The sequence below is a fragment of the Streptomyces sp. NPDC015220 genome, assembly GCF_043079345.1.
GTDB lineage: Bacteria > Actinomycetota > Actinomycetes > Streptomycetales > Streptomycetaceae > Streptomyces.
In genome coordinates this window covers 74,528-94,580 of sequence record NZ_JBIBUK010000012.1, presented here as the reverse complement: position 1 = coordinate 94,580, position 20,053 = coordinate 74,528, and the positions used below count along the sequence as shown (strand labels likewise).

Sequence of the window (20,053 nt, the reverse complement as noted above, 5' to 3'; positions counted from 1 at the left end):
CGCCCCCATGGTGCGCGCCCCGCGGGCCCGCGGTCCACTTGGATCTCCCGTACCGGATCCGTCGGCAGCGGCGCGGTCCGTCCGCGGGCCCGCGACACCGTGGGCCCGCGACACCGCGGGCGCGCGCCCGACGGCGCGCGCCCGTCGGCTGCGCGTCCCCGAGCCGGTGGGGCGCGCCCGGGAGCGGCTCCCGCTCCGCCGGTGCGCGACGCGTCGCGCGCGACACCCGCCGGTTGCCCGGCACAGCGCCCCGCGGGCCCGATCATGCAGGCAACGACGTCTCCTTGGGAGGTCTGCCCGCATGAGATGGACCCGGCGCCTGCGCCTGTGCGTGGCCGGGGCGGTGGCAGTGTCCGCGCTGTCCGCCGCCCCCGGCACCGCACCGGCCGCCGAACAGCGCGACGCCCGGCTCACCGACCTGGTCAACCCGTTCATCGGAACCGCGAACGAAGGGAACACCTTCCCCGGCGCCGCCGTGCCCTTCGGCATGGTGCAACTCTCACCGGACACCGGTCACAGCACCGGCTACGACTACGCCCACAGCCGCGTCCGCGGCTTCTCCCTGGTCCACCTCTCCGGCGTCGGCTGCCGTCTCGGCGGCGACCTGCCGGTGCTGCCGACCACCGGTGACGTCACACAGACGGACAACGCCAAGTACGCCGCCGGGTTCCGCCACGCGGACGAGACGGCGAGCCCCGGCTACTACCGGGTCGGCCTGGACTCCGGCATCCGGGCCGAGCTGACCGCGTCCACCCGCACCGGGGTGCAGCGCTACACCTTCCCCGCCACCGACAAGGCCAACGTCCTGATCGACGCCGGCCAGGCGCTGCACCGCATGGTCGCCTCGAAGGTGGAGATCCTGGACGACCACACCGTGCGCACCGCCGTCACCGGCCGCGGCTTCTGCAAGGACACGCTGCCGTACACGGTCCACACGATCACCCGCTTCGACCGGCCGTTCACCGCGTACGGCACCTGGGACGGCGCCACCGTCACCCCCGGTTCGCGCACCGGCCGCGGCGGCGCCTACCTGCGGTTCGACACCACCGGGGACCGCACCGTGGAGGCCACCACCGCGCTGTCGTACGTCGACGCGGCCGGCGCGGCGGGCAATCTGCGCGCGGAGGGCGGCCGTTCGTTCGACACCGTGCGCGCCGCCGCCGGGCGGGCCTGGGAGGAGCGGCTCGCGGACGTCCGCGCGCACGGCGGCGCCGACTCGCTGCGCCGCACCTTCTACTCGGCGCTGTACCGGGCCTTCCTCGCGCCCAACGTGGGCAGCGACGCCGACGGCCGCTACACCGGCTTCGACCGGCGCGTCCACCGCGCCGACGGGTTCACCTACTACCAGAACTGGTCGCTGTGGGACACCTACCGCACCCAGACCCAGTTCCTCGCCCTGCTCGCGCCCGCCGACTCCCGCGACATGGCGATCTCCGTGATCCGGGTCGCCGAGGAGAGCGGCTGGCTGCCCAAGTGGGGCTACGGCACCGTCGAGACGAACGTGATGACCGGCGATCCCGTCACCCCGTTCCTGACCAACGCCTACCACCAGGGACTGCTGCACGGCTACGAGGAGCGGGCGTACCGGGCGCTCAGGCGCAACGCCGACGAACTGCCGCCCGCCGACTCGCCGGCGGTCGGCCGGGACGGCGTCCGCGACTACCTCGCCCGCGGCTACGTCCCCTACGTCAAGGGCCACGAGCCCCCGAAGTCCGGCCACTCCGACTACGCCTTCGGGGCCTCGGCGACCCTGGAGTACGCCCTGTCGGACGCGATGCTCGCCCAGATGGCCCGCGCCCTGGGCCACCGGCAGGACGCCGCCCGGTACGCGGCCCGGTCCCGGAACTACCGGAACCTGTTCGACCCCTCGACGCGCTTCTTCCGCGCCCGCGACACCTCCGGCGCCTTCACCGGACCGTGGAGCCCTGCGCAGAGCGTCGGCTTCCACGAGGGCACGGCCTGGCAGTACCAGTGGCTGGTGCCGCAGGACCTGCCCGGCCTGGTGCGCCTGATCGGCGGCGAGCGGCTCACCAACGAACGGCTCGACGAGTTCTTCGCCTACGACCGGTTGCTGGCAAACCCCGAGCGCACCGCCCGCGAGGTCTGGGTCGACGGGCCGTACGCGTACTACGACACCGACAAGTACAACCCGCAGAACGAGCCGGACCTGCTCGCCCCCTACACGTACCTGTCGACCGGGCAGCCGTGGAAGACCACCGACGTGGTGCACGCCGCGCTGACCCTGTTCACCGACGAGCCGGCCGGACTGACCGGCAACGACGACCTGGGCACCATGTCCGCCTGGAACGTCCTGTCCTCCATCGGCCTGTACCCGGTGCAGCCCGGCTACCCCACCTGGGGCCTGTCCACGCCGGTCTTCGACCGCGTCGACCTGCGGCTGGACCGCCGCTACTACCCCCGGGGCGCCCTCACCGTCACGTCGCCCGGCACCTCCCGCGACCACCGGTACGTGCAGACGGTCCGGGCCGACGGGGCGGCGTACGAGCGGACCTACCTGACCACGCGTGACCTGCGCGCGCTGCGCACCCTGCACTACACCGTGGGCCCGCGGCCGTCGTCGTGGGGCACGTCAGCGCAGGCGGCGCCCCCCGCGCTGGGATGACCCGGCGTCCCGCCCCGCGGCCCGCCACGGACCGCGGGGCGGGACTTGATCAGAAGTTGACTGAGCGTAGCATGATCGTACTCGACCGTGATCGGCCGAGGACGGTTGACCGCAGGCTCACCCACCGCCGACCCGAGGCACGTCATGACTTCCGATCCGCTCGCCCCCCTCGACCTGGCGTTCTGGAACATCGAGTCCGCCGACCACCCCATGCACCTCGGCGCGCTCGGGATCTTCTCGGCGCGTTCGCCCACCGCCGGGGCGCACGCGGCCGATCTGCTGGCCGCCCGCGCCGCCGCGGTGCCCGGACTGCGCATGCGCATCCGCGACACCTGGCGCCCGCTGGACCTGCGCAACCCCCTCCCGCGCGGCCTGGGCCGCTCCCTGGCGCACGGGCTGCGCCGGCCGCTCGGCCTCGGCGGCGCCACCCGCGAGCCCGATCCCTGCTTCGACCCGCTCAACCACGTCCGGCTGCACGCCCCGGCCCGCGACTTCCACGCGGCGGCCGGCCGGCTCATGCAGCGCCCGCTGGAACGCAACCGCCCGCCGTGGGAGGCGCACGTGCTGCCCGGCGAGGACGGCGTCTGCTTCGCGGTGCTCTTCAAGTTCCACCACGCCCTCGCCGACGGGCTGCGCGCCCTGAGCCTGGCCGCGGCCGTGCTGGACCCGGTGGACCTGCCCGTGCGCAGGCCCCGCCCGCCCGAACCGCGCGGCGGTCTGCTGCCGGACGTGCGCGAACTGCCCGGACTGCTGCGCGGCGCGCTGTCCGACGTCGGCCGCGCCCTGGACATCGGCGCCTCCGTCGCCCGCTCCACCCTCGCCACCCGCTCCGTCCCGGCCCTCACCGCCCAGCCCACCGGAACCCGCCGCACCGCGGGCGTCGTCATCGACATCGACGACGTGCACCTGGTGCGCAAGGCCGTGGGCGGCACCGTCAACGACGTGCTGATCGCGGTCGTCGCGGGCGCCCTGCGCAGCTGGCTCGACGAACGCGGCGACGGCAGCGAGGGCGTCGCGCCGCGCGCCCTGATCCCGGTCTCCCGGCGCCGCCCGCGCGCCGCCCAGCCGCAGGGCAACCGGCTCTCCGGCTACCTGATGGAACTGCCCGTGGGCGTCCCGGACCCGCTGCGCCGCCTGACCGCCGTCCGCACCGCGATGGACCGCAACAAGGACGCGGGCCCCGACCGGGGCGCGGGCGCCGTCGCGCTGCTCGCCGACCACGTGCCGGCCCTCGGCCACCGGATCGGCGGCCCCCTGGTCGGCCAGGCGGCCCGGCTCTGGTTCGACATCCTGGTCACCAGCGTGCCGCTGCCCGGCTTCGGGCTGAGACTCGGCGGCCACCCGCTCACCGCGGTCTACCCCTTCGCGCCGCTGGCCCCCGGCCAGTCCCTGGCCGTGGCCATCTCCACCTACCGGGGCCACGTCCACTACGGGCTGGTCGCCGACGCCCAGGCCGTGCCGGACCTGAACCGGCTGGCCCGAGCCGTGTCCGAGGAGGTGGAGACGCTCATCACGGTCTGCGCCCCCTGATCACGCCGGTCCCCGGCTCGTTTGGCGGTACGCCACGACGCTGCCGTAAACTCCCCCGTTCGAAAGCGAGCGCGAGTCGACGCGCCGCACGGACGACCAGGGAAGCGGCAGCGCGATGACGGTGACAGACGACGGCCCCACGGCCACGGACGAGGTGGTGTACGCGCCCGGCGCCGAGCCGGCGTACGGGCCCGGCATCGACCCCGAGCGCCTCGCCGTCTGCCTCGACGTGCTCCAGGAGCTCGACCGGATAGAGGTCGACCACCCGGACGCGATCGCGGTGCGCCGGGCCACCTCGCACATCTACCGCATGGTCAAGCAGCGCCGCCGCCAGGAGCGCCGGGCCGCCAAGACCGCGCACGACCGGGCGGTCACCGAGGCGACGGCGACCGGCTCGGCGCAGCGCATCGACGACGAGACCGAGGGCATCCTGCCGTCCTCCCGGACCGAGCAGGGGCAGATCGCGGGCGTGCTCCGGCGCCCGCGCTCCTGCTACGTCTGCAAGCAGCGCTACGTCGAGGTCGACTACTTCTACCACCAGCTCTGCCAGGACTGCGCGGCGGAGAACCGCGCCCGCCGCGACGCCCGCACCGATCTGACCGGCAAGCGCGCGCTGCTCACCGGCGGCCGGGCCAAGATCGGCATGTACATCGCGCTCAGGCTGCTGCGCGACGGCGCGCACACCACGATCACCACCCGGTTCCCCAACGACGCCGTCCGCCGCTTCAAGGCGCAGCCCGACAGCGCCGAGTGGATCCACCGGCTGAAGATCGTCGGCATCGACCTGCGCGACCCCGCCCAGGTGGTCGCCCTCGCCGACTCGGTGGCCGCCGAGGGCCCGCTGGACATCCTGATCAACAACGCCGCCCAGACCGTACGGCGCTCCCCGCAGGCGTACAGCGAACTGGTCGCCGCCGAGTCGGCCCCGCTGCCCGCCGGCGAGCTGCCCGCGGCCGAGGTGATCGGCACCTTCGGCTCGGGCGCCGTGGCCGCGCTGCCGGTGGCCGGCGGCGGCGCGCTCAACGCCCAGGACGTCACCGACCTGGCCCTGGTGTCGGGCTCGGCGTCCCTGGAGCGGATCGCGGCCGGCACCGCGATCGACGCGGGCGGGCTGGTCCCGGACCTGCACGACACCAACAGCTGGATCCAGTCGGTGGACGAGGTCACCCCGGTCGAGCTGCTGGAGGTCCAGCTGTGCAACTCGACGGCGCCGTTCATCCTGATCAGCCGGCTGCGTTCGGCGATGGCGGCCGCGGCGGCCCGCCGGACCTACATCGTGAACGTCTCCGCCATGGAGGGCGTCTTCGACCGCGGCTACAAGGGCGCGGGTCACCCGCACACCAACATGGCCAAGGCCGCGCTGAACATGCTGACCCGCACCAGCGCCCAGGAGATGTTCGAGAAGGACGGCATCCTGATGACGGCCGTCGACACCGGCTGGATCACCGACGAGCGCCCGCACCCCGACAAGGTCCGCCTCGCCGAGGCCGGTTTCCACGCTCCGCTCGACCTGGTCGACGGCGCCGCCCGCGTCTACGACCCGATCGTGCGCGGCGAGGCGGGCGAGGACCTGTACGGCGTCTTCATGAAGGACTACGCGCCGGGCAAGTGGTGAGCGGCGCGGGCTGACCGCGCGTCAGTCCACGGCGCCCAGGCGGGCGCTGCGCGCGGCGACCAGTTCCAGGAGGGTCCGCCAGTCCTCCAGCACGCCCGCGGCGGAGCCGACGGCGCGGGCCTCCTCGGCGGCCAGGCGCAGGGCCAGCACGTCCTCGCCGGGCGGGCGGTCGCCGTCGGCCGCCCGCTCGCGCACCAGCCGGCCGACGCGCTCGCCGAGAAGGCCGCGGACCGCGGCGGCCGCCTGGGCCGCACGGCCCGCGGGGCCGGACCCGGCGCCCGGTCCGAGCAGCCGGCCGATGCCGTGGACCAGGCCCGCCACCTGGAGTTCCTTGTCGGCCGGGTGGCGCCGGCGCAGCAGCGCGGCGGTGCGCAGCGCGTGCCCGTACAGGTCGTCGCTGCCGCTGCCGCTGCCGCTGCCGTTGCCCGCCGGGCCGGGCCGGGGGCCGTGTTCCGGGCCGGTGCGGGGGCCCGGGTCGTCCGGCGCGACGGCGCCCCGGCCGGCGTACAGCAGGTCCATCAGCTCCTCGACGCTGCGCAGCTCCATGCGTCAGTCCTCCCGCGGGACAGCCGTTGCGGTACGTCAGCAGATCATGGCGAGCTTTCGCAGCGACCAACGGGATCTGAACTACGAGACGTAGGCCGAACGGGTGAATTCTGGTTTCTGCTTCGTGTGACGAATCGTCTTGAATTACCTCATTTAACACGCCTGACTCCAGATAGTTACCTGCTCTTTGTGGCCCCATCGAGCGGGGGGCCGCTCATTTGGTTAATCTGGAGTAGACGGACAGCACCGACGGGTTCCCACCACACCCACGGTCCGTCCCGGGGCGAGCCGGGTTCACAACGATCCGCTCGGAGCCCGGTAGCCGACGCCACCGCGTCCGACCTGCTTTGACCCGACCCGAGCGGGGCCCAGGCGCCGGAGCGCACGGCGGCCGGGGCGCCCCGAGGGTGACCGACACATAAGGAGTGCGCGGTGACACCGGAGAAGACCAATCGCGAACAGGGCGTCAAGGACGGCGCGGAGCGCCCGGGACGACGGCCCGGGGACCTCGGCAGCCTCGACGTGTGGGCCAGGTCCGCGCCCATCCGTCTGGCGGGCTACGAGGACGACCTCGCCGAGCCGCACATCCTGCCCAGCGTGGACTGATCCGGCGGGGGCCCGCGATCGCCGGCGGCGCGGGTGTGCGTACGTGCGAGACTCGCGCCCATGCTGATCAGAGAAGCCGTGCCCGACGACTGGCCGCGGATCTGGCCCTTCTGGCACCGCATCGTCGCCGCCGCCGAGACCTACGCCTGGGATCCCGACACCTCCGAGGACGACGCCAGGACCCTGTGGATGGGCCCCGCCAAGCGGGTGTTCGTCGCCGAGGACGACACCGGGACGGTCGTCGGCTCCGCCTACCTCACCCCCAACTACGGCGGCCCCGCGGCCCGCGTGGCCAACGCCGGGTTCATGGTCGACCCCGACCGCACGGGCCTGGGCGCCGGCCGCGCCCTGGCCGAACACGTACTGGCCGCCGCCAGGGCCGACGGCTACCGCGGCATGGTCTTCAACGCCGTCGTCGAGACCAACCCGGCCGTGGCGCTGTGGACTTCGCTCGGTTTCACCGTCCTCGGCACCGTGCCACGGGCGTACGAGCACCCCGAGCACGGGCTGGTCGGACTCCACATCATGTACAGGGCCCTCCAGGAGGACCCGCCGGCCTGACCGGCCCGGCGGCCCCTGCGGGGCGCGACCTGTCAGGGCGCCGTCCGCGCCGGGCCGGCCGTCCGGGTCCACGGACGCAGCCGTTCGATCTGCCCCGCCAGATCCAGCAGCAGGGCCTCCGAGCCGGGGCGGCCCACCAGTTGCACCGCGCAGGGCGCGCCCGAGGGCAGGGCGCCGAACGGGACCGACATCGCGGGCCAGCCGGTCAGGTTCCACGGCGGAGTCATCGGCGAGTAGGCGCTGTTGGCCAGTACGTTGCGCAGCCAGCCGCGCTCGTGCCACGGCCCTGCCTGCGGGGAGCGGCGGGCCAGCGCGGGGGTGATCAGCACGTCGTGCTCGGCGAAGAACGGTTCGAGCCGCCTGCGCAGTTCCTCCCGCCCGGAGCCGGTGCGCACCCCCGCCACGAACCGCCGCCCCAGGGCCGCGTGCACGCGGGTGCGCCGGGCCAGCAGCCGCCGGTCCAGGCCGGCCGCGTCCACGGCCGTGCCGGCGGTCCAGTGCCGCAGGGCGGTGACGCCGAGGGAGGCCGGGTACGGCGGATCGGCGCGCCGTACCCGGTGACCGGCCCCGGCCAGCAGCCGTGCCGCCTCCCGTGCCGCGGTGACGTACGGCCCGCTCACCGTGGCGCCGGCGAGCGGGCTGCGCACCGACACGGCGATGGAGCGCGGGGCGTCGGCCGCCGTCGCGGGCACCTCGGCGCCCGCCAGGACCGAGAGCGTCAGGCGGGCGTCCTCGACCGTGGTGGCCAGCGGCCCGTTCTCCGACATGCCGAACCAGTCGCCGTCGCCGATGCCGGCGGGCACCAGACCGTGGCCCGGCTTGATGGTGACCAGACCGCAGTTGGCGGCCGGGATGCGCAACGAGCCCATGCCGTCGTTGCCGAGGGCGATCGGCACCATGCCGGCGGCGACCGCGGCCGCGCTGCCGCCCGACGAGCCGCCCGCGGTGCGGGTGAGGTCCCACGGGTTGCGGGCGGTGCCGTGCACACCCTCCGTGGTGCCGAACACGCACAGCTCGGGAACCTGGGTCAGCCCTACGACCACCGCGCCCGCCGCCCGCAGCCGGGCGACGGTGACGTGGTCCGCCGCGGCGGGCGTGTCCGGGGTCGCGGCCGAGCCGACGCGGTTGGACTCGCCCCGCACGGCGAGGTTGTCCTTGACCGCCACCGGCACGCCCGCCAGGGGCAGTCGGCCCAGATCGGACCGGGCCGCCACCTCGTCGGCATCGGCGAGCGCGGCCTCGGCGCGGACCGTGCGGAAGGCGCCGATACGACCGTCCAGCCGCTCGATACGGGCGAGGTGGGCGGCGACCACCTCGCGGGGCGTGGTCCGCTTCTCGCGTACGGCGGCGGCGATCTCGGCGGCACTGCGGCCGGCCCAGCTTGTCACGGGCGCTCCTCGGAAGGCGACGGGACGGGGCCCCGGGAAGGGGCGTACCGGCGAGTAGGCAGGGGAGAACTGTGCCCGACAGAGGCTCGCCGCGTCGAGGGCCCGAGCCGCTTTCCCGCCGTCACGCGCCGCGTGCCGGTCCGGTGCTCTCGCGTTCGATCAGCCGCGGCACCGGTACCCGCACCGTGCGCGCCGGACCGCCGTCCAGCAGGGCGGTCAGCTCCCGCGCCGCCGTGCGGCCGAACTCCACGCTGTCCCGGGACAGGGCGGACAGCCACGGCTTGACCATGCGGCACAGGGCCGAGTCCTCCCAGGCCACCACCGACACGTCGGCCGGTACGGAGAAGCCGAGTTCGGTGGCGGCGGCCACTCCAGCGAGGGCCATCACGTCGTTGTCGTAGATCAGTGCCGTCGGGCGCCCGGCCGAACCGAGGACCCGGCGGGTGACGGCCGCGCCCGCGGCGTCCGAGTAGTCGGTGGTCACCGACTCCACCCCGGTCAGCCCGCGCCGCTCGGCCTCGGCGCGCAGCGTCCGGATCCGCCGCTCGGTGTGGGCGAGGCCGGACAGCCCGGCGATGTGCACGATCCGCCGGTGCCCGAGCGCGTAGAGCCCGTCCACCACCGACGCCATCGCGCCCGCGTCGTCCGCCCACACCGTGGACAGACCGGGGTGCCGCTCGTCGGGGGCGCCGCCGATCACCACGGCCCGCAGGCCGAGTTCGTCGAGCAGGGCGGGGCGCGGGTCCTCGGTGCGCGGGTCCACCACCAGCACACCGTCCACCCGGTGCTCGGCCCACCACCTGCGGTACACGGCGCACTCGTCGGCCACCTCCTCCACCACCTGGAACAGCAGCCCGAGATGACGCTCCGCCAGCACCTCCTGGATGCCGGAGACCAGTTGCAGGAAGAAGGAGTCCACGCCGAGCGTGTCCGCGGGCCGGGCCAGCACGAGGCCGACCGTGGCCGCGCCCTCCCCGGACAGGGCGCGGGCGGCCGTGCTGGGCCGCCAGCCCAACTGCTCGGCGACCCGGCGGACCCGGTCGCGGGTGACCTCGGAGACGCCGGGCCGGTCGTTGAGCGCGAAGGAGACGGCGCTCTCGGAGACGCCGGCGCGGCGCGCGATGTCCTTCATCGTCGGCCGGCGTGCCGGGGACCGCTTGGCCGGCATGTTCCCCCTCATTTCAGCAGCGGTGATCACTAAAGCGCTTGAGTGCAAGTAGCCTAAAGCGCATTAGTCCAAGCTGGCAAGTCCCCTCTCGAACCGCGCTGACCTGCACTAATGTGATGGATGTTGCTTTAGCGGGGCCGAATGCATTGACTTTTCATGAACTCGGCGTGCATCGTCACTGCCGACACCAGCCGTCGACGCCGCAAGGGAGCCGTGTCACCGTGCCCATATCCCGCAGAGCACTTGCCGCAGCCGCCGTCACCGCCCTCGTCCTGCCGCTGAGCGCCTGCGGCTCCGGCGGCGACGACGCCGGATCGACGGACGCCTCCGGCAAGGTCGAGGGCGACATCACCTTCCAGACCTGGAACCTGCGCGCCAACTTCAAGGACTACTTCGAGGGCGTGATCGGCGACTTCGAGAAGAAGTACCCGGGCACGCACGTCAAGTGGGTCGACCAGCCCGCCGAGGGCTACCCCGACAAGATCAGCGCGGACGCGGCCGGCGGCACTCTGCCCGACGTCGTCAACGTCGCCCCGGACCTGGTCGCGCCGCTCGCCAAGGCGGGCCTCGCGATGGACCTCGACAAGGCCGCCGCCAAGTACAAGGGCGAGTACCTGCCCGGCGCCTGGGCCGGCCACCAGGTCCCCGGCCTGCCCGGAACGTACGCCTTCCCCTGGTACCTGAACACCGGCCCGCTGTTCTACAACAAGACGCTTTTCAAGCAGGCCGGTCTGGACGCCGAGAAGCCGCCGAAGACGTACGACGAACTCTTCACGGACGCCCTCCAGCTGGCCCGGAAGACCGACGGCAAGGTCGCCACCCTCGCCAACGTGCCCACCATCGAGGACTTCGGCCGCTACGGCTCGACCCTGACGAACAAGGAAGGCACCGGGTTCGCCTTCAACGACGCCAAGGGTGTCGAACTTCTCACCAAGTACAAGCAGTTGTACGACGCCAAGGCCCTCGACCCGCAGGCGCTGACCGCCACCCCGGAGTCGACCGGCAAGAAGTTCCTCACCGGCGCCGTCGCCATGAACCCGGGCAGCGCGCTGGACCTGGACAACTTCAAGAAGCAGGCGCCGAACCTGTACAAGAACATCGGCATCACCGACCAGATCACCAGCACCGGCCACGTCAACATGTACGTGCAGGGCCTGATGGTGAACGCGAAGACCAAGAACACGCCCGCCGCGGTCGCCTTCGCGCACTTCGTCACGGACGCCGAGCACCAGATGTCGTTCGCCAAGAAGGTCGCCATCTTCCCGAGCACCGCGGGCTCGCTGAACGACCCGTACTTCACCAAGCAGGACGGCACCGACGAGACCCGGGTCCGCATCGCCGCCGCCAAGTCCCTGAAGACCGCGGTCAACTACACGCCCGTGCAGTTCAGCGACCAGATGAAGACCGCGCTGCGCAACGAGGTCGCCAAGGCGCTCCAGGGCAAGCAGAGCCCCAAGGACGCGCTTGACAACGCTGTCAAGGCGTGTGACCGGCTTCTCCAGCAGCAGGGATGACGCACCATGTCCACCTCGACCGTCTCCCGGGCGCCCGCCGCGCGCCCGGACCGGCAGCCCGGCCGTCGCGCCGGAGGCCGCCCGGCGATCCGGGTACGACGCCAACTGCCCACCAGCCCATGGCTCTTCGCGGCCCCCGGACTGCTGGTCACCGGCGCCTTCATCCTGTACCCGTTCGTCTCCACGGTGATCAACGCCTTCACCGACCGCCGCACCCTGCTCCCGGGCCACTTCGTCGGCCTCGCCAACTTCCGCGAGCTGCTGCACGACGACGCCTTCTGGATCGGCTTGCGCAACAGCACGCTGTACATGGCCGGCGTCGTCCCGGCGCTGGTGATCCTGCCGCTGCTGCTCGCCATGCTGGTGCAGAAGAACATCCCCGGCATCACCTTCTTCCGGTCCGCCTTCTACACCCCGGTCGTGGCCTCGATCGTCGTGGTCGGCCTGATCTGGGTGTGGATGCTGGACGAGCGCGGCCTGGTGAACTCGCTTCTGGAGACGGTCGGGCTGGGCAGGGTCGGCTTCCTCAGCGACCAGTGGCTGCTGCTGATCAGCGCCATGGCCGTCACGGTCTGGAAAGGCCTCGGGTACTACATGATCGTCTACCTCGCGGCGCTCGCCAACGTGCCCCGCGAACTGCACGAGGCCGCCGCCGTGGACGGCGCGGGGCCGGTGCGCCGCTTCCTCACCGTCACCGTGCCGGCCGTCCGCTCCACCATGGTCCTGGTCGCGGCGCTCTCCTCGGTCGCCGCCTTCAAGGTGTTCTCCGAGGTGTACCTGATGGCCGGTCCCAGCGGCGGCCCGGCCGGCGAGGACACCACCCTGGTGATGCTCATCCAGCGCACCGGCACCGGCCTGACCGGTCGCGTCGGCTACGCCTCCGCCATCTCCCTGGTCGTCTTCGTCATCACCGTGATCCTCATGCTCCTCGTCCTGCGCGCCGACCGGAAGGAGGAGTCGTGAGCACCGTCGACGCCCCGACCGCCGAGGCACGGTCCGCCAAGGCACCGGCGCCCTCCCGCAAGCCCCGCTTCACCGACGAGAACGGCCGCCGCTACCGGGTGTGGGAACTGGTCCTGCGCTACCTGCTCCTGCTCGCCGTCCTCGCCCTGACCGTCGGCCCGTTCGTGTGGCAGCTGTCCACCTCGCTCAAGGGCCCCACCGAGGACATCTTCAGCTCCCCGCCGAAGTTCCTGCCCGGCCACCCCACCCTGCACAACTACGAGCGGGTCGCCGACACCATCCCGGTCTGGGACTACGCCTTCAACTCCCTCAAGGTCGCCGCCGCCAACGTCGTCACCAACTGCGTCGGCTCCGCCCTGGCCGGGTACGCCCTGGCCCGGCTGCGCTACCGCGGCCGCGGGGCGGCCACCCTCGTCTTCGTGCTGGCCATGCTCGTGCCCGCCGAGGGCATCATCATCGCCCAGTTCACGACCATGCGGGAACTGGGCCTGAACAACACGCTCGTCGGCGTCCTGCTGCCCGGCGCCATCGCGTCCCTGAACGTGCTGCTGATGCGCAACGCCTTCCTCGGTCTGCCGCACGAGATCGAGGAGGCCGCCTACGTCGACGGCGCCAACGTCTGGCAGCGGTTCTGGCGGATCGCGCTTCCGTCGGTCAAGGGCACCCTCGCCGTCGTGGCGATCTTCGCCTTCATGGGAGCCTGGGACGACTTCCTGTGGCCGCTCATCGTGCTGAGCGACCCGTCCAAGTTCACCCTGACCATCGGCCTGAACTACCTGCACGGCACCTTCGCCAACGACGAGCGGCTCGTCGCCGCCGGCACCGTCATCGCCGTGGCCCCGCTGATCGCCCTCTTCGCCTGCCTCCAGCGCTACTTCTTCCGCGGGGTCGGCGAGGGCGCCGTCAAGGGCTGACCGCCCGGGCCGTTCCCGCGGCCGGTCGTCGCGGCCGTCACCAGGGCCGATCCCCGTACCCCACCCCGCAAGGACCCCCATGCCTTCTGCCGTGCGCTTCGGCGTCAACTACACCCCGAGCCGGGGATGGTTCCACCACTGGCTCGACTTCGACCTCGACGCCGTACGCGCCGACCTGGACTCCATCGCCGCGCTCGGCCTGGACCACGTCCGCGTCTTCCCGCTGTGGCCGTACTTCCAGCCCGACCGCGCCCTCATCCGGCCCCGTGCCGTGGAGCAGCTCGTGCGGCTCGTCGACGCGGCCGGCGAACGCGGGCTCGACGTCAACGTGGACGGCCTGCAAGGGCACCTGTCCAGCTTCGACTTCCTGCCCGCCTGGACCCGCACCTGGCACCGGCGCAACCTGTTCACCGACCCGGAGGTGCTCGACGGCCAGGCCGCCTACCTGCGCACCCTCGCCGCGGCCCTCGCCGACCGCCCCAACTTCCTCGGCATGACGCTGGGCAACGAGGTCAACCAGTTCTCCGCCGGGCCCCACCCCGATCCCGACCGGGCCACCGCCGACCAGATCGACGCCTGGCTGGAGCGCATGCTCGCCGCCTGCGAGAAGGGCGCCCCCGGCAGGCTGCACCTGCACGCCGAGTACGACGCCACCTGGTACCAGGACGACATGCCGTTCACCCCCGCCCAGGCCGCCCGGCACGGCGCCCTCACCGCCGTCCACTCCTGGGTCTTCAACGGCACCGCCCAGCGCCACGGCCGCACCTCGGTGCCCACCGAGCACCACGCCGCGTACCTGATCGAGCTGAGCAAGGCCTGGGCCGAGGACCCGCACCGCCCGGTCTGGCTCCAGGAGGTCGGCGCCCCCGCCCCCCTCGTCCCCGCCGAGCACGCGGCCGCCTTCGCCGAGGCCACCGTCACCAACGCCCTGGACTGCCCCGACCTGTGGGGCGTGACCTGGTGGTGCTCCCACGACGTCTCCCGCGACCTCGCCGACTTCCCCGAACTCGAATACACCCTCGGCCTGCTCACCAACGACCGCCGGCCCAAGGACATCGCCCGCTCCCTGGCCCGCGCGGCCCGCGACCACACCTACGCCCCGGCCCCGCGCACCACCGCCCTCGTCGTCCCGGCGGACCCGGCCGCACGCTCCCGCTGCGCCCCCGGCGGCGACGTCTTCGAGGCGTTCTTCCGGCTGACCGCCGACGGCGCCCGCCCCACCACCGTCCTCGACACCCGGGCCACCGACCGGGACCACCTCGCCGCCCGCGGCATCACGGAAGCCGTCACGTCCGACCAGGTACTCCACCACCCCTGAGGAGGCACCCGCTCGTGAGTCCCGACAACCCCACCAGGCGCACCGTCCTGCTCGCCGGCGCCACGGCCGCGTTCTGGCCCGTGCTGCCCGCCGGAGCCGCCGCGGCGGCACCCCGGGCCGAAGCGGCCCTCCAGCCGTACGCCTCCTACTGGTACCCCGACACCCTGCCCGCCGGCAGCCCGGGCGCTGGCATCACCTGGCGCAGCCTGAAGACCTGGCGCGCCGCCACCGACACCGACCTCGCCTTCAACGCCGCCGCCGTCCCGCTCGCACCCCGCTTCACCCCGACCCCGGCGAACACCACCGCCCGCGCCGGGCAGGCCCGTGTCCAGTCCCTGGTGTCCTTCGGGCCCACCGCGAGCAACCCTTCCCAGGGCGCGGCCACCGCCGACTACTACGCGCTCACCCACTGGGCGTACGTCGACGAGTTGGTCTTCTGGGGCGGCTCGTCGGGCGAGGGCCTGATCCTCGCCCCGAACGCCCCGATCGTGGACGCCGCCCACCGGCACGGCGTGCCCGTCCTCGGCAACGTCTTCCTGCCGCCCGCCGCCTATGGCGGACAGCTCCGGTGGACCCGTGACCTGGTGCAGAAGGACGCCGCCGGACACCACCCGCTCGCCGCCCAGCTGGTCGCGGTCGCGGCGGCGTACGGCTTCGACGGCTGGTTCGTCAACGCCGAGACGGGCGGCGGCGACAGCGCGCTCGGCGCCGACATGCTCGGGTTCGTCAGGGAGCTGAAGCAACTCGCCGAGGCCAGGGGGCAGCGGGTCACCTGGTACGACGCGATGACCGTCGACGGCACGGTGAGCTGGCAGGGAGCGCTCGACGAGCGGAACCAGGCCCTCTTCCAGTCCGCCGACGACATGTTCGTCGACTTCCGCTGGAGCGCCGGCTCGCTCGCCTCCTCCGGGCAGCGGGCGGTCCGACTGGGGCGCAGCCCCTACGAGTTGTGGGCGGGCGTCGACGTGGAGTCGGCCGGCTCGAACACCGCCGTGGACTGGGACGCGATCGTGCCCCCCGATCGCGCGCACGTCACCTCGATCGGCCTCTACCGGCCCGAGTGGACCCGCAACCACCTGCCCGCGGGCCACACGCCGGAGGACTTCCACGCCGCCGACGACCGGTTCTGGACCGGCCGCTCCCTCGACCCGTCCCGTCCCGACGCCACCGACGACTGGCGGGCCCCCGCCGTGTCCGTCGCCGACCGGTCGACCGTCACCTCGCTGCCGTTCGCCACCGTCTTCAACACCGGGCACGGACTGCGCTGGCACGAGGACGGCCAGGTCACCTCCGACACCCCCTGGAACCACCTCGGCCTCCAGGACCGGCTGCCGTCCCGGCGCTGGGTGGTGCGCACCGACGGGCAACGGCCCGCCGTCTCCTTCGACTTCGCCGACGCCTGGCGCGGCGGCAGCAGCGTGCTCGTGGACGGCGCCCTCGACCGGCCCGCCGTGCTGGACCTGTACGCCACCCGGCTGCCCGTCGGTCCGGACACGCTCGTCGAGCTGACCCACCGCACGGACACGGGACCCGTCCGGGTCGAGCTGGCCGTGGCGACCGCCGAGCCGGACACGGCCGGAGCGGCGCCGCCGTACACGTATCTGCCCGTGCCGGGCGGTACGGGGCGGGGCTGGCGAACCTCGACCGTACGACTCACCGGCCTGCACGGGACCGCACACGCGATCGGCGTCCGGCTCACCGCCACCGGCGGCGGCCCGGTCCGCTGGCGGCTGGGCGGCCTCGCCGTCCGGAACCGGACCACGACCCCGGCCACCCCGACCGGGCCGCGGATCACCGCCGCCTCCGGCGGCGACCTGCGCCTCGCCTGGAACCACCCGGCGCCCGGCACGGTACGCCACTACACCCTGCACCGAGTGCTGCCCGACGGCACCCGCCGCTTCCTCGGCGGCACCGGCCAGCGGGCGTACTTCGTCGCCGGCCTGACTCCCGCGCCGGGCGAGCGCGCCGTACGGTTCGAAGTACGGGCGGTGGGGGAGCTGTACACCTCTTCGGCGCCCGCGACCGTCACCCACCCCTGGTAACCATCCGCCGATCCACCCGCTGACGTACGACCTACGGAGCACCCCGCATGCATGACGACCGCAGCCTGGTCGAAGCCCGCCTCAAGCGCGTCCTCGACGAGCGCATCCGCCCCGCCGTGTACCCCGAGTCCGTCCCCCTGGACGTGGCCGTGTGGCACGCGCCCGGCGAGCCCGTGCCGGTGGCCGAGGGACTGGCCGCCGAGCCCGAGCCGATCGAGGTGGGCGCCCGCTGGGGCGCTCCGTGGGGCACCAGCTGGTTCCGGGTGACCGGGACGGTTCCCGAGGCGTGGGCCGGGAGGACCGTCGAGGCCCTCCTCGACCTCGGCTTCGACGAGAACATGCCCGGCTTCCAGTGCGAGGGCCTGGTCTACCGGCCCGACGGGACCCCCGTGAAGGGTCTCAACCCGCGCAACCAGTGGGTCCGCGTCGGCGCTCCCGCCGCGGGCGGCGAGCAGGTGCGGCTGCACGTCGAGGCCGCCTCCAACCCGGTCATCCTCGACTACCACCCCTTCCTGCCCACGAAGCTCGGCGACAAGGAGACCGCGGGCAGCGAGCCGCAGTACACGCTCGCCCGCATGGACCTCGCCGTGTTCGACGAGACCGTGTGGCAGCTGGTCATCGACCTGGAGGTGCTCGGCGAGCTGATGGCCGAGCTGCCGGTGGACTCGCAGCGCCGCTACGAGATCCTGCGCGCGGTGGACCGGGCGCTCGACATGGTCGACCTACAGGACGTGAACGGCACCGCCGAGCGGGCCCGCGCCCAGCTCGCCGGCGTGCTGGCCGCGCCCGCCGTGCCCTCCGCGCACCGCATCAGCGCGGTCGGCCACGCGCACATTGACTCGGCGTGGCTGTGGCCGCTGCGCGAGACCGTGCGCAAGGTGGCCCGCACCACCTCCAACATGACCGCGCTGCTGGAGGACGAGCCCGATTTCGTCTTCGCCATGTCCCAGGCGCAGCAGTGGGCGTGGGTCAAGGAGCACCGGCCCGAGGTGTGGGCACGGGTGAAGAAGGCCGTCGCGGACGGGCGGTTCGTGCCGGCCGGCGGCATGTGGGTGGAGTCGGACACCAACATGCCCGGCTCGGAGGCGATGGCCCGGCAGTTCGTGCACGGCAAGCGGTTCTTCCTCGAGGAGTTCGGCGTCGAGAACGACGAGGCCTGGCTGCCCGACACGTTCGGCTTCGCCGCCGGACTGCCGCAGATCATCAAAGCCGCCGGCTCCACGCGTCTGCTGACGCAGAAGATCTCCTGGTCCCAGACGAACAGGTTCCCGCACCACACCTTCCAGTGGGAGGGCATCGACGGCACCCGGATCTTCACCCACTTCCCGCCCGTCGACACCTACAACTGCTCCATGAAGGGCAGCGAGATCGCCCACGCGGCACGCAACTTCAAGGACAAGGGCGTCGCCCGGCACTCCCTCGCGCCGACCGGCTGGGGCGACGGGGGCGGCGGCACCACCCGTGAGATGGTGGCGAAGGCCGCCCGGCTGCGCGACCTCGAGGGGTCGGCGCAGGTGGTGTGGGAGACCCCGGAGGCATTCTTCGACAAGGCCGAGGCGGAGTACCCCGAGCCGCCCGTCTGGGTCGGCGAGCTGTACCTGGAACTGCACCGCGCCACCCTGACCAGCCAGGCCATGACCAAGCAGGGCAACCGGCGCAGCGAACACCTGCTGAGGGAGGCGGAACTGTGGGCGGCGACGGCCGCCGTACGGACCGGATTCCCCTACCCTCACGAGGAGTTGGACCGCATCTGGAAGACGGTCCTGCTCCACCAGTTCCACGACATCCTGCCCGGCTCGTCCATCGCCTGGGTGCACCGCGAAGCGCGGGCCACCTACGAGCGGATCGCCGCCGAGCTGGACGCGATCGTCGGCTCCGCCCAGCGCGCGCTGGCCGGCGAGGGCACGACGGCGCTGGTCTTCAACGCCGCCCCGCACGCGCGCGCGGGCATCCCGGCCGGCGGCGCCGCCGTCCCGGCCGCCGAGGGGCGAACGGAACTGTCGGCCCGCGCCGGCGGCGGACACGTCCTGGACAACGGCCTGCTGCGCGTCGGGATCGACGCCCGCGGCCTGGTCGTCTCCGCCTACGACATCGAGGCGGACCGCGAGACGATCGCCCCGGGCCGCGCCGCGAACCTCCTCCAGCTCCACCCCGACTTCCCGAACATGTGGGACGCCTGGGACGTCGACGAGTTCTACCGCAACACGGTCACCGACCTCACCGACGCCGAGTCGGTCACGCCCGGCGAGGACGGCTCCTCGGTGCGGGTCGTACGGTCCTTCGGCGACTCCCGGGTCACCCAGGTGCTGTCGCTGGCCCCCGGCGAGCGGCGGCTGGTGCTGGACACCGAGGTCGACTGGCACGAGACGGAGAAGTTCCTCAAGCTCGCCTTCCCGCTGGACGTGCACGCCGAACGGTACGCGTCGGAGACCCAGTTCGGGCACTTCCACCGGCCCACGCACACCAACACCTCCTGGGAGGCGGCCAAGTTCGAGGCCTGCAACCACCGGTTCGTGCACGTGGCGGAGCCCGGCTGGGGCGTCGCCGTCGTCAACGACTCGACGTACGGCCACGACGTGACCCGTACCGTGCGCACCGACGGCGACCGGGGGACGACCACCACGGTCCGGGTGTCGCTGCTGCGCGCCCCGCGCTTCCCCGACCCCGAGACCGACCAGGGCGTCCACCGGTTCCGGCACGCCCTGGTGCCCGGCGCGGGGATCGCCGACGCGGTGCGCGAGGGCTGGCGGATCAACCAGCCCGAGCGGCGGCTCACCGGCGCCGGCGAGGTCGTCCCGCTGGTGGCGGTGGACGACGACGCGGTGGTGGTCACGGCGGTGAAGCTGGCCGACGACGGCAGCGGCGACGTGGTGGTCCGCTTCCACGAGGCGCACGGCGGACGGGCCCGGGCCACGCTGACGGCCGGTTTCCCGGTCGCCCAGGCCACGGTGACGGACCTCCTGGAACGGCCGCTGTCCGACGCGGACGCGCCGGAACGGGACGGCGACCGGATCGCGCTGCGGCTGCGGCCGTTCGAGCTGGTCACGCTCCGGCTCGCGCGCGGCTGACAGCGCGGGACGGCGCGCCGCGGCCACCACCCGCCGCGCCGTGCCGTCCCCGTCCCCCCAGCACGGCCACCGCTCGCCGTGCTTTGTCGTCCCCGTCCCTCCGGCACGGCCACCGCTCGCCGTGGCCACCACCCGCCGCGTCCTGCCGTCCCTGTCCCACGGCGCGGCCACCACCCGCCGCGCTGCGCCGTCCCCGT

The 20,053-nt window shown here is 73.3% G+C and carries 14 protein-coding genes; 11 read left to right on the top strand and 3 right to left on the bottom strand.

What is annotated here, in order from left to right:
• Window positions 1-301: 301 nt before the first annotated feature.
• The 3 genes from ACF061_RS23405 (at window position 302) to ACF061_RS23395 (ending at window position 5,768) form a co-directional block, all read left to right on the top strand.
• Complete coding sequence (locus ACF061_RS23405) at window positions 302-2,623, top strand: GH92 family glycosyl hydrolase (RefSeq protein WP_392268887.1); 2,322 nt, start codon at window positions 302-304, stop codon at window positions 2,621-2,623.
• 144 nt (window positions 2,624-2,767) lie between these two features.
• A complete protein-coding gene (locus tag ACF061_RS23400) occupies window positions 2,768-4,153 on the top strand; it encodes a wax ester/triacylglycerol synthase family O-acyltransferase (protein WP_392268886.1) in 1,386 nt (461 codons plus the stop codon).
• A 115-nt stretch (window positions 4,154-4,268) separates the two neighbouring features.
• Window positions 4,269-5,768: an SDR family NAD(P)-dependent oxidoreductase gene (locus ACF061_RS23395; protein WP_392268885.1), complete on the top strand. Its 1,500-nt coding sequence runs from the start codon at window positions 4,269-4,271 to the stop codon at window positions 5,766-5,768.
• Window positions 5,769-5,789: 21 nt separating this feature from the next.
• On the opposite strand, the gene ACF061_RS23390 is transcribed toward ACF061_RS23395, so the two are convergent.
• Window positions 5,790-6,314 (bottom strand): hypothetical protein, encoded by a 525-nt coding sequence (locus ACF061_RS23390; protein ID WP_392268884.1) that lies wholly within the window; start codon window positions 6,312-6,314, stop codon window positions 5,790-5,792.
• A 432-nt stretch (window positions 6,315-6,746) separates the two neighbouring features.
• On the opposite strand from ACF061_RS23390, the gene ACF061_RS23385 reads away from it, so the two are divergent.
• Both ACF061_RS23385 and ACF061_RS23380 read left to right on the top strand, forming a co-directional pair.
• Window positions 6,747-6,920, top strand: coding sequence for a hypothetical protein (locus ACF061_RS23385; protein WP_392268883.1), 174 nt, complete (start codon window positions 6,747-6,749; stop codon window positions 6,918-6,920).
• Between the two features lie 60 nt (window positions 6,921-6,980).
• Window positions 6,981-7,481: a GNAT family N-acetyltransferase gene (locus tag ACF061_RS23380; protein ID WP_392268882.1), complete on the top strand. Its 501-nt coding sequence runs from the start codon at window positions 6,981-6,983 to the stop codon at window positions 7,479-7,481.
• 32 nt (window positions 7,482-7,513) lie between these two features.
• Here the strand turns inward: ACF061_RS23380 and ACF061_RS23375 are convergent, their stop codons facing one another.
• Both ACF061_RS23375 and ACF061_RS23370 read right to left on the bottom strand, forming a co-directional pair.
• Window positions 7,514-8,869 carry an amidase gene (locus ACF061_RS23375; protein ID WP_392268881.1) on the bottom strand — a complete coding sequence of 452 codons (1,356 nt, stop codon included), beginning with the start codon at window positions 8,867-8,869 and terminating at the stop codon, window positions 7,514-7,516.
• Between the two features lie 121 nt (window positions 8,870-8,990).
• A complete protein-coding gene (locus ACF061_RS23370; RefSeq protein WP_392268880.1) occupies window positions 8,991-10,037 on the bottom strand; it encodes a LacI family DNA-binding transcriptional regulator in 1,047 nt (348 codons plus the stop codon).
• Between the two features lie 221 nt (window positions 10,038-10,258).
• Between ACF061_RS23370 and ACF061_RS23365 the strand changes: the two genes are divergently transcribed.
• The 6 genes from ACF061_RS23365 (at window position 10,259) to ACF061_RS23340 (ending at window position 19,856) form a co-directional block, all read left to right on the top strand.
• Window positions 10,259-11,551 carry an ABC transporter substrate-binding protein gene (locus tag ACF061_RS23365; protein ID WP_392268879.1) on the top strand — a complete coding sequence of 431 codons (1,293 nt, stop codon included), beginning with the start codon at window positions 10,259-10,261 and terminating at the stop codon, window positions 11,549-11,551.
• A 6-nt stretch (window positions 11,552-11,557) separates the two neighbouring features.
• Entirely contained in the window at window positions 11,558-12,514 is a 957-nt protein-coding gene (locus ACF061_RS23360; protein ID WP_392268878.1) for a carbohydrate ABC transporter permease, read from the top strand.
• Window positions 12,511-13,428: a carbohydrate ABC transporter permease gene (locus ACF061_RS23355; RefSeq protein WP_392268877.1), complete on the top strand. Its 918-nt coding sequence runs from the start codon at window positions 12,511-12,513 to the stop codon at window positions 13,426-13,428. The genes ACF061_RS23360 and ACF061_RS23355 overlap by 4 nt, the downstream gene beginning before the upstream one ends.
• A 79-nt stretch (window positions 13,429-13,507) precedes the next feature.
• Window positions 13,508-14,746 (top strand): glycosyl hydrolase, encoded by a 1,239-nt coding sequence (locus ACF061_RS23350; protein ID WP_392268876.1) that lies wholly within the window; start codon window positions 13,508-13,510, stop codon window positions 14,744-14,746.
• 14 nt (window positions 14,747-14,760) lie between these two features.
• Window positions 14,761-16,788 (top strand): endo-beta-N-acetylglucosaminidase, encoded by a 2,028-nt coding sequence (locus ACF061_RS23345; RefSeq protein WP_392268875.1) that lies wholly within the window; start codon window positions 14,761-14,763, stop codon window positions 16,786-16,788.
• Window positions 16,789-16,835: 47 nt separating this feature from the next.
• Window positions 16,836-19,856, top strand: a complete 3,021-nt coding sequence (locus tag ACF061_RS23340; RefSeq protein WP_392268874.1) for an alpha-mannosidase — start codon at window positions 16,836-16,838, stop codon at window positions 19,854-19,856.
• Window positions 19,857-20,053 lie beyond the last annotated feature (197 nt).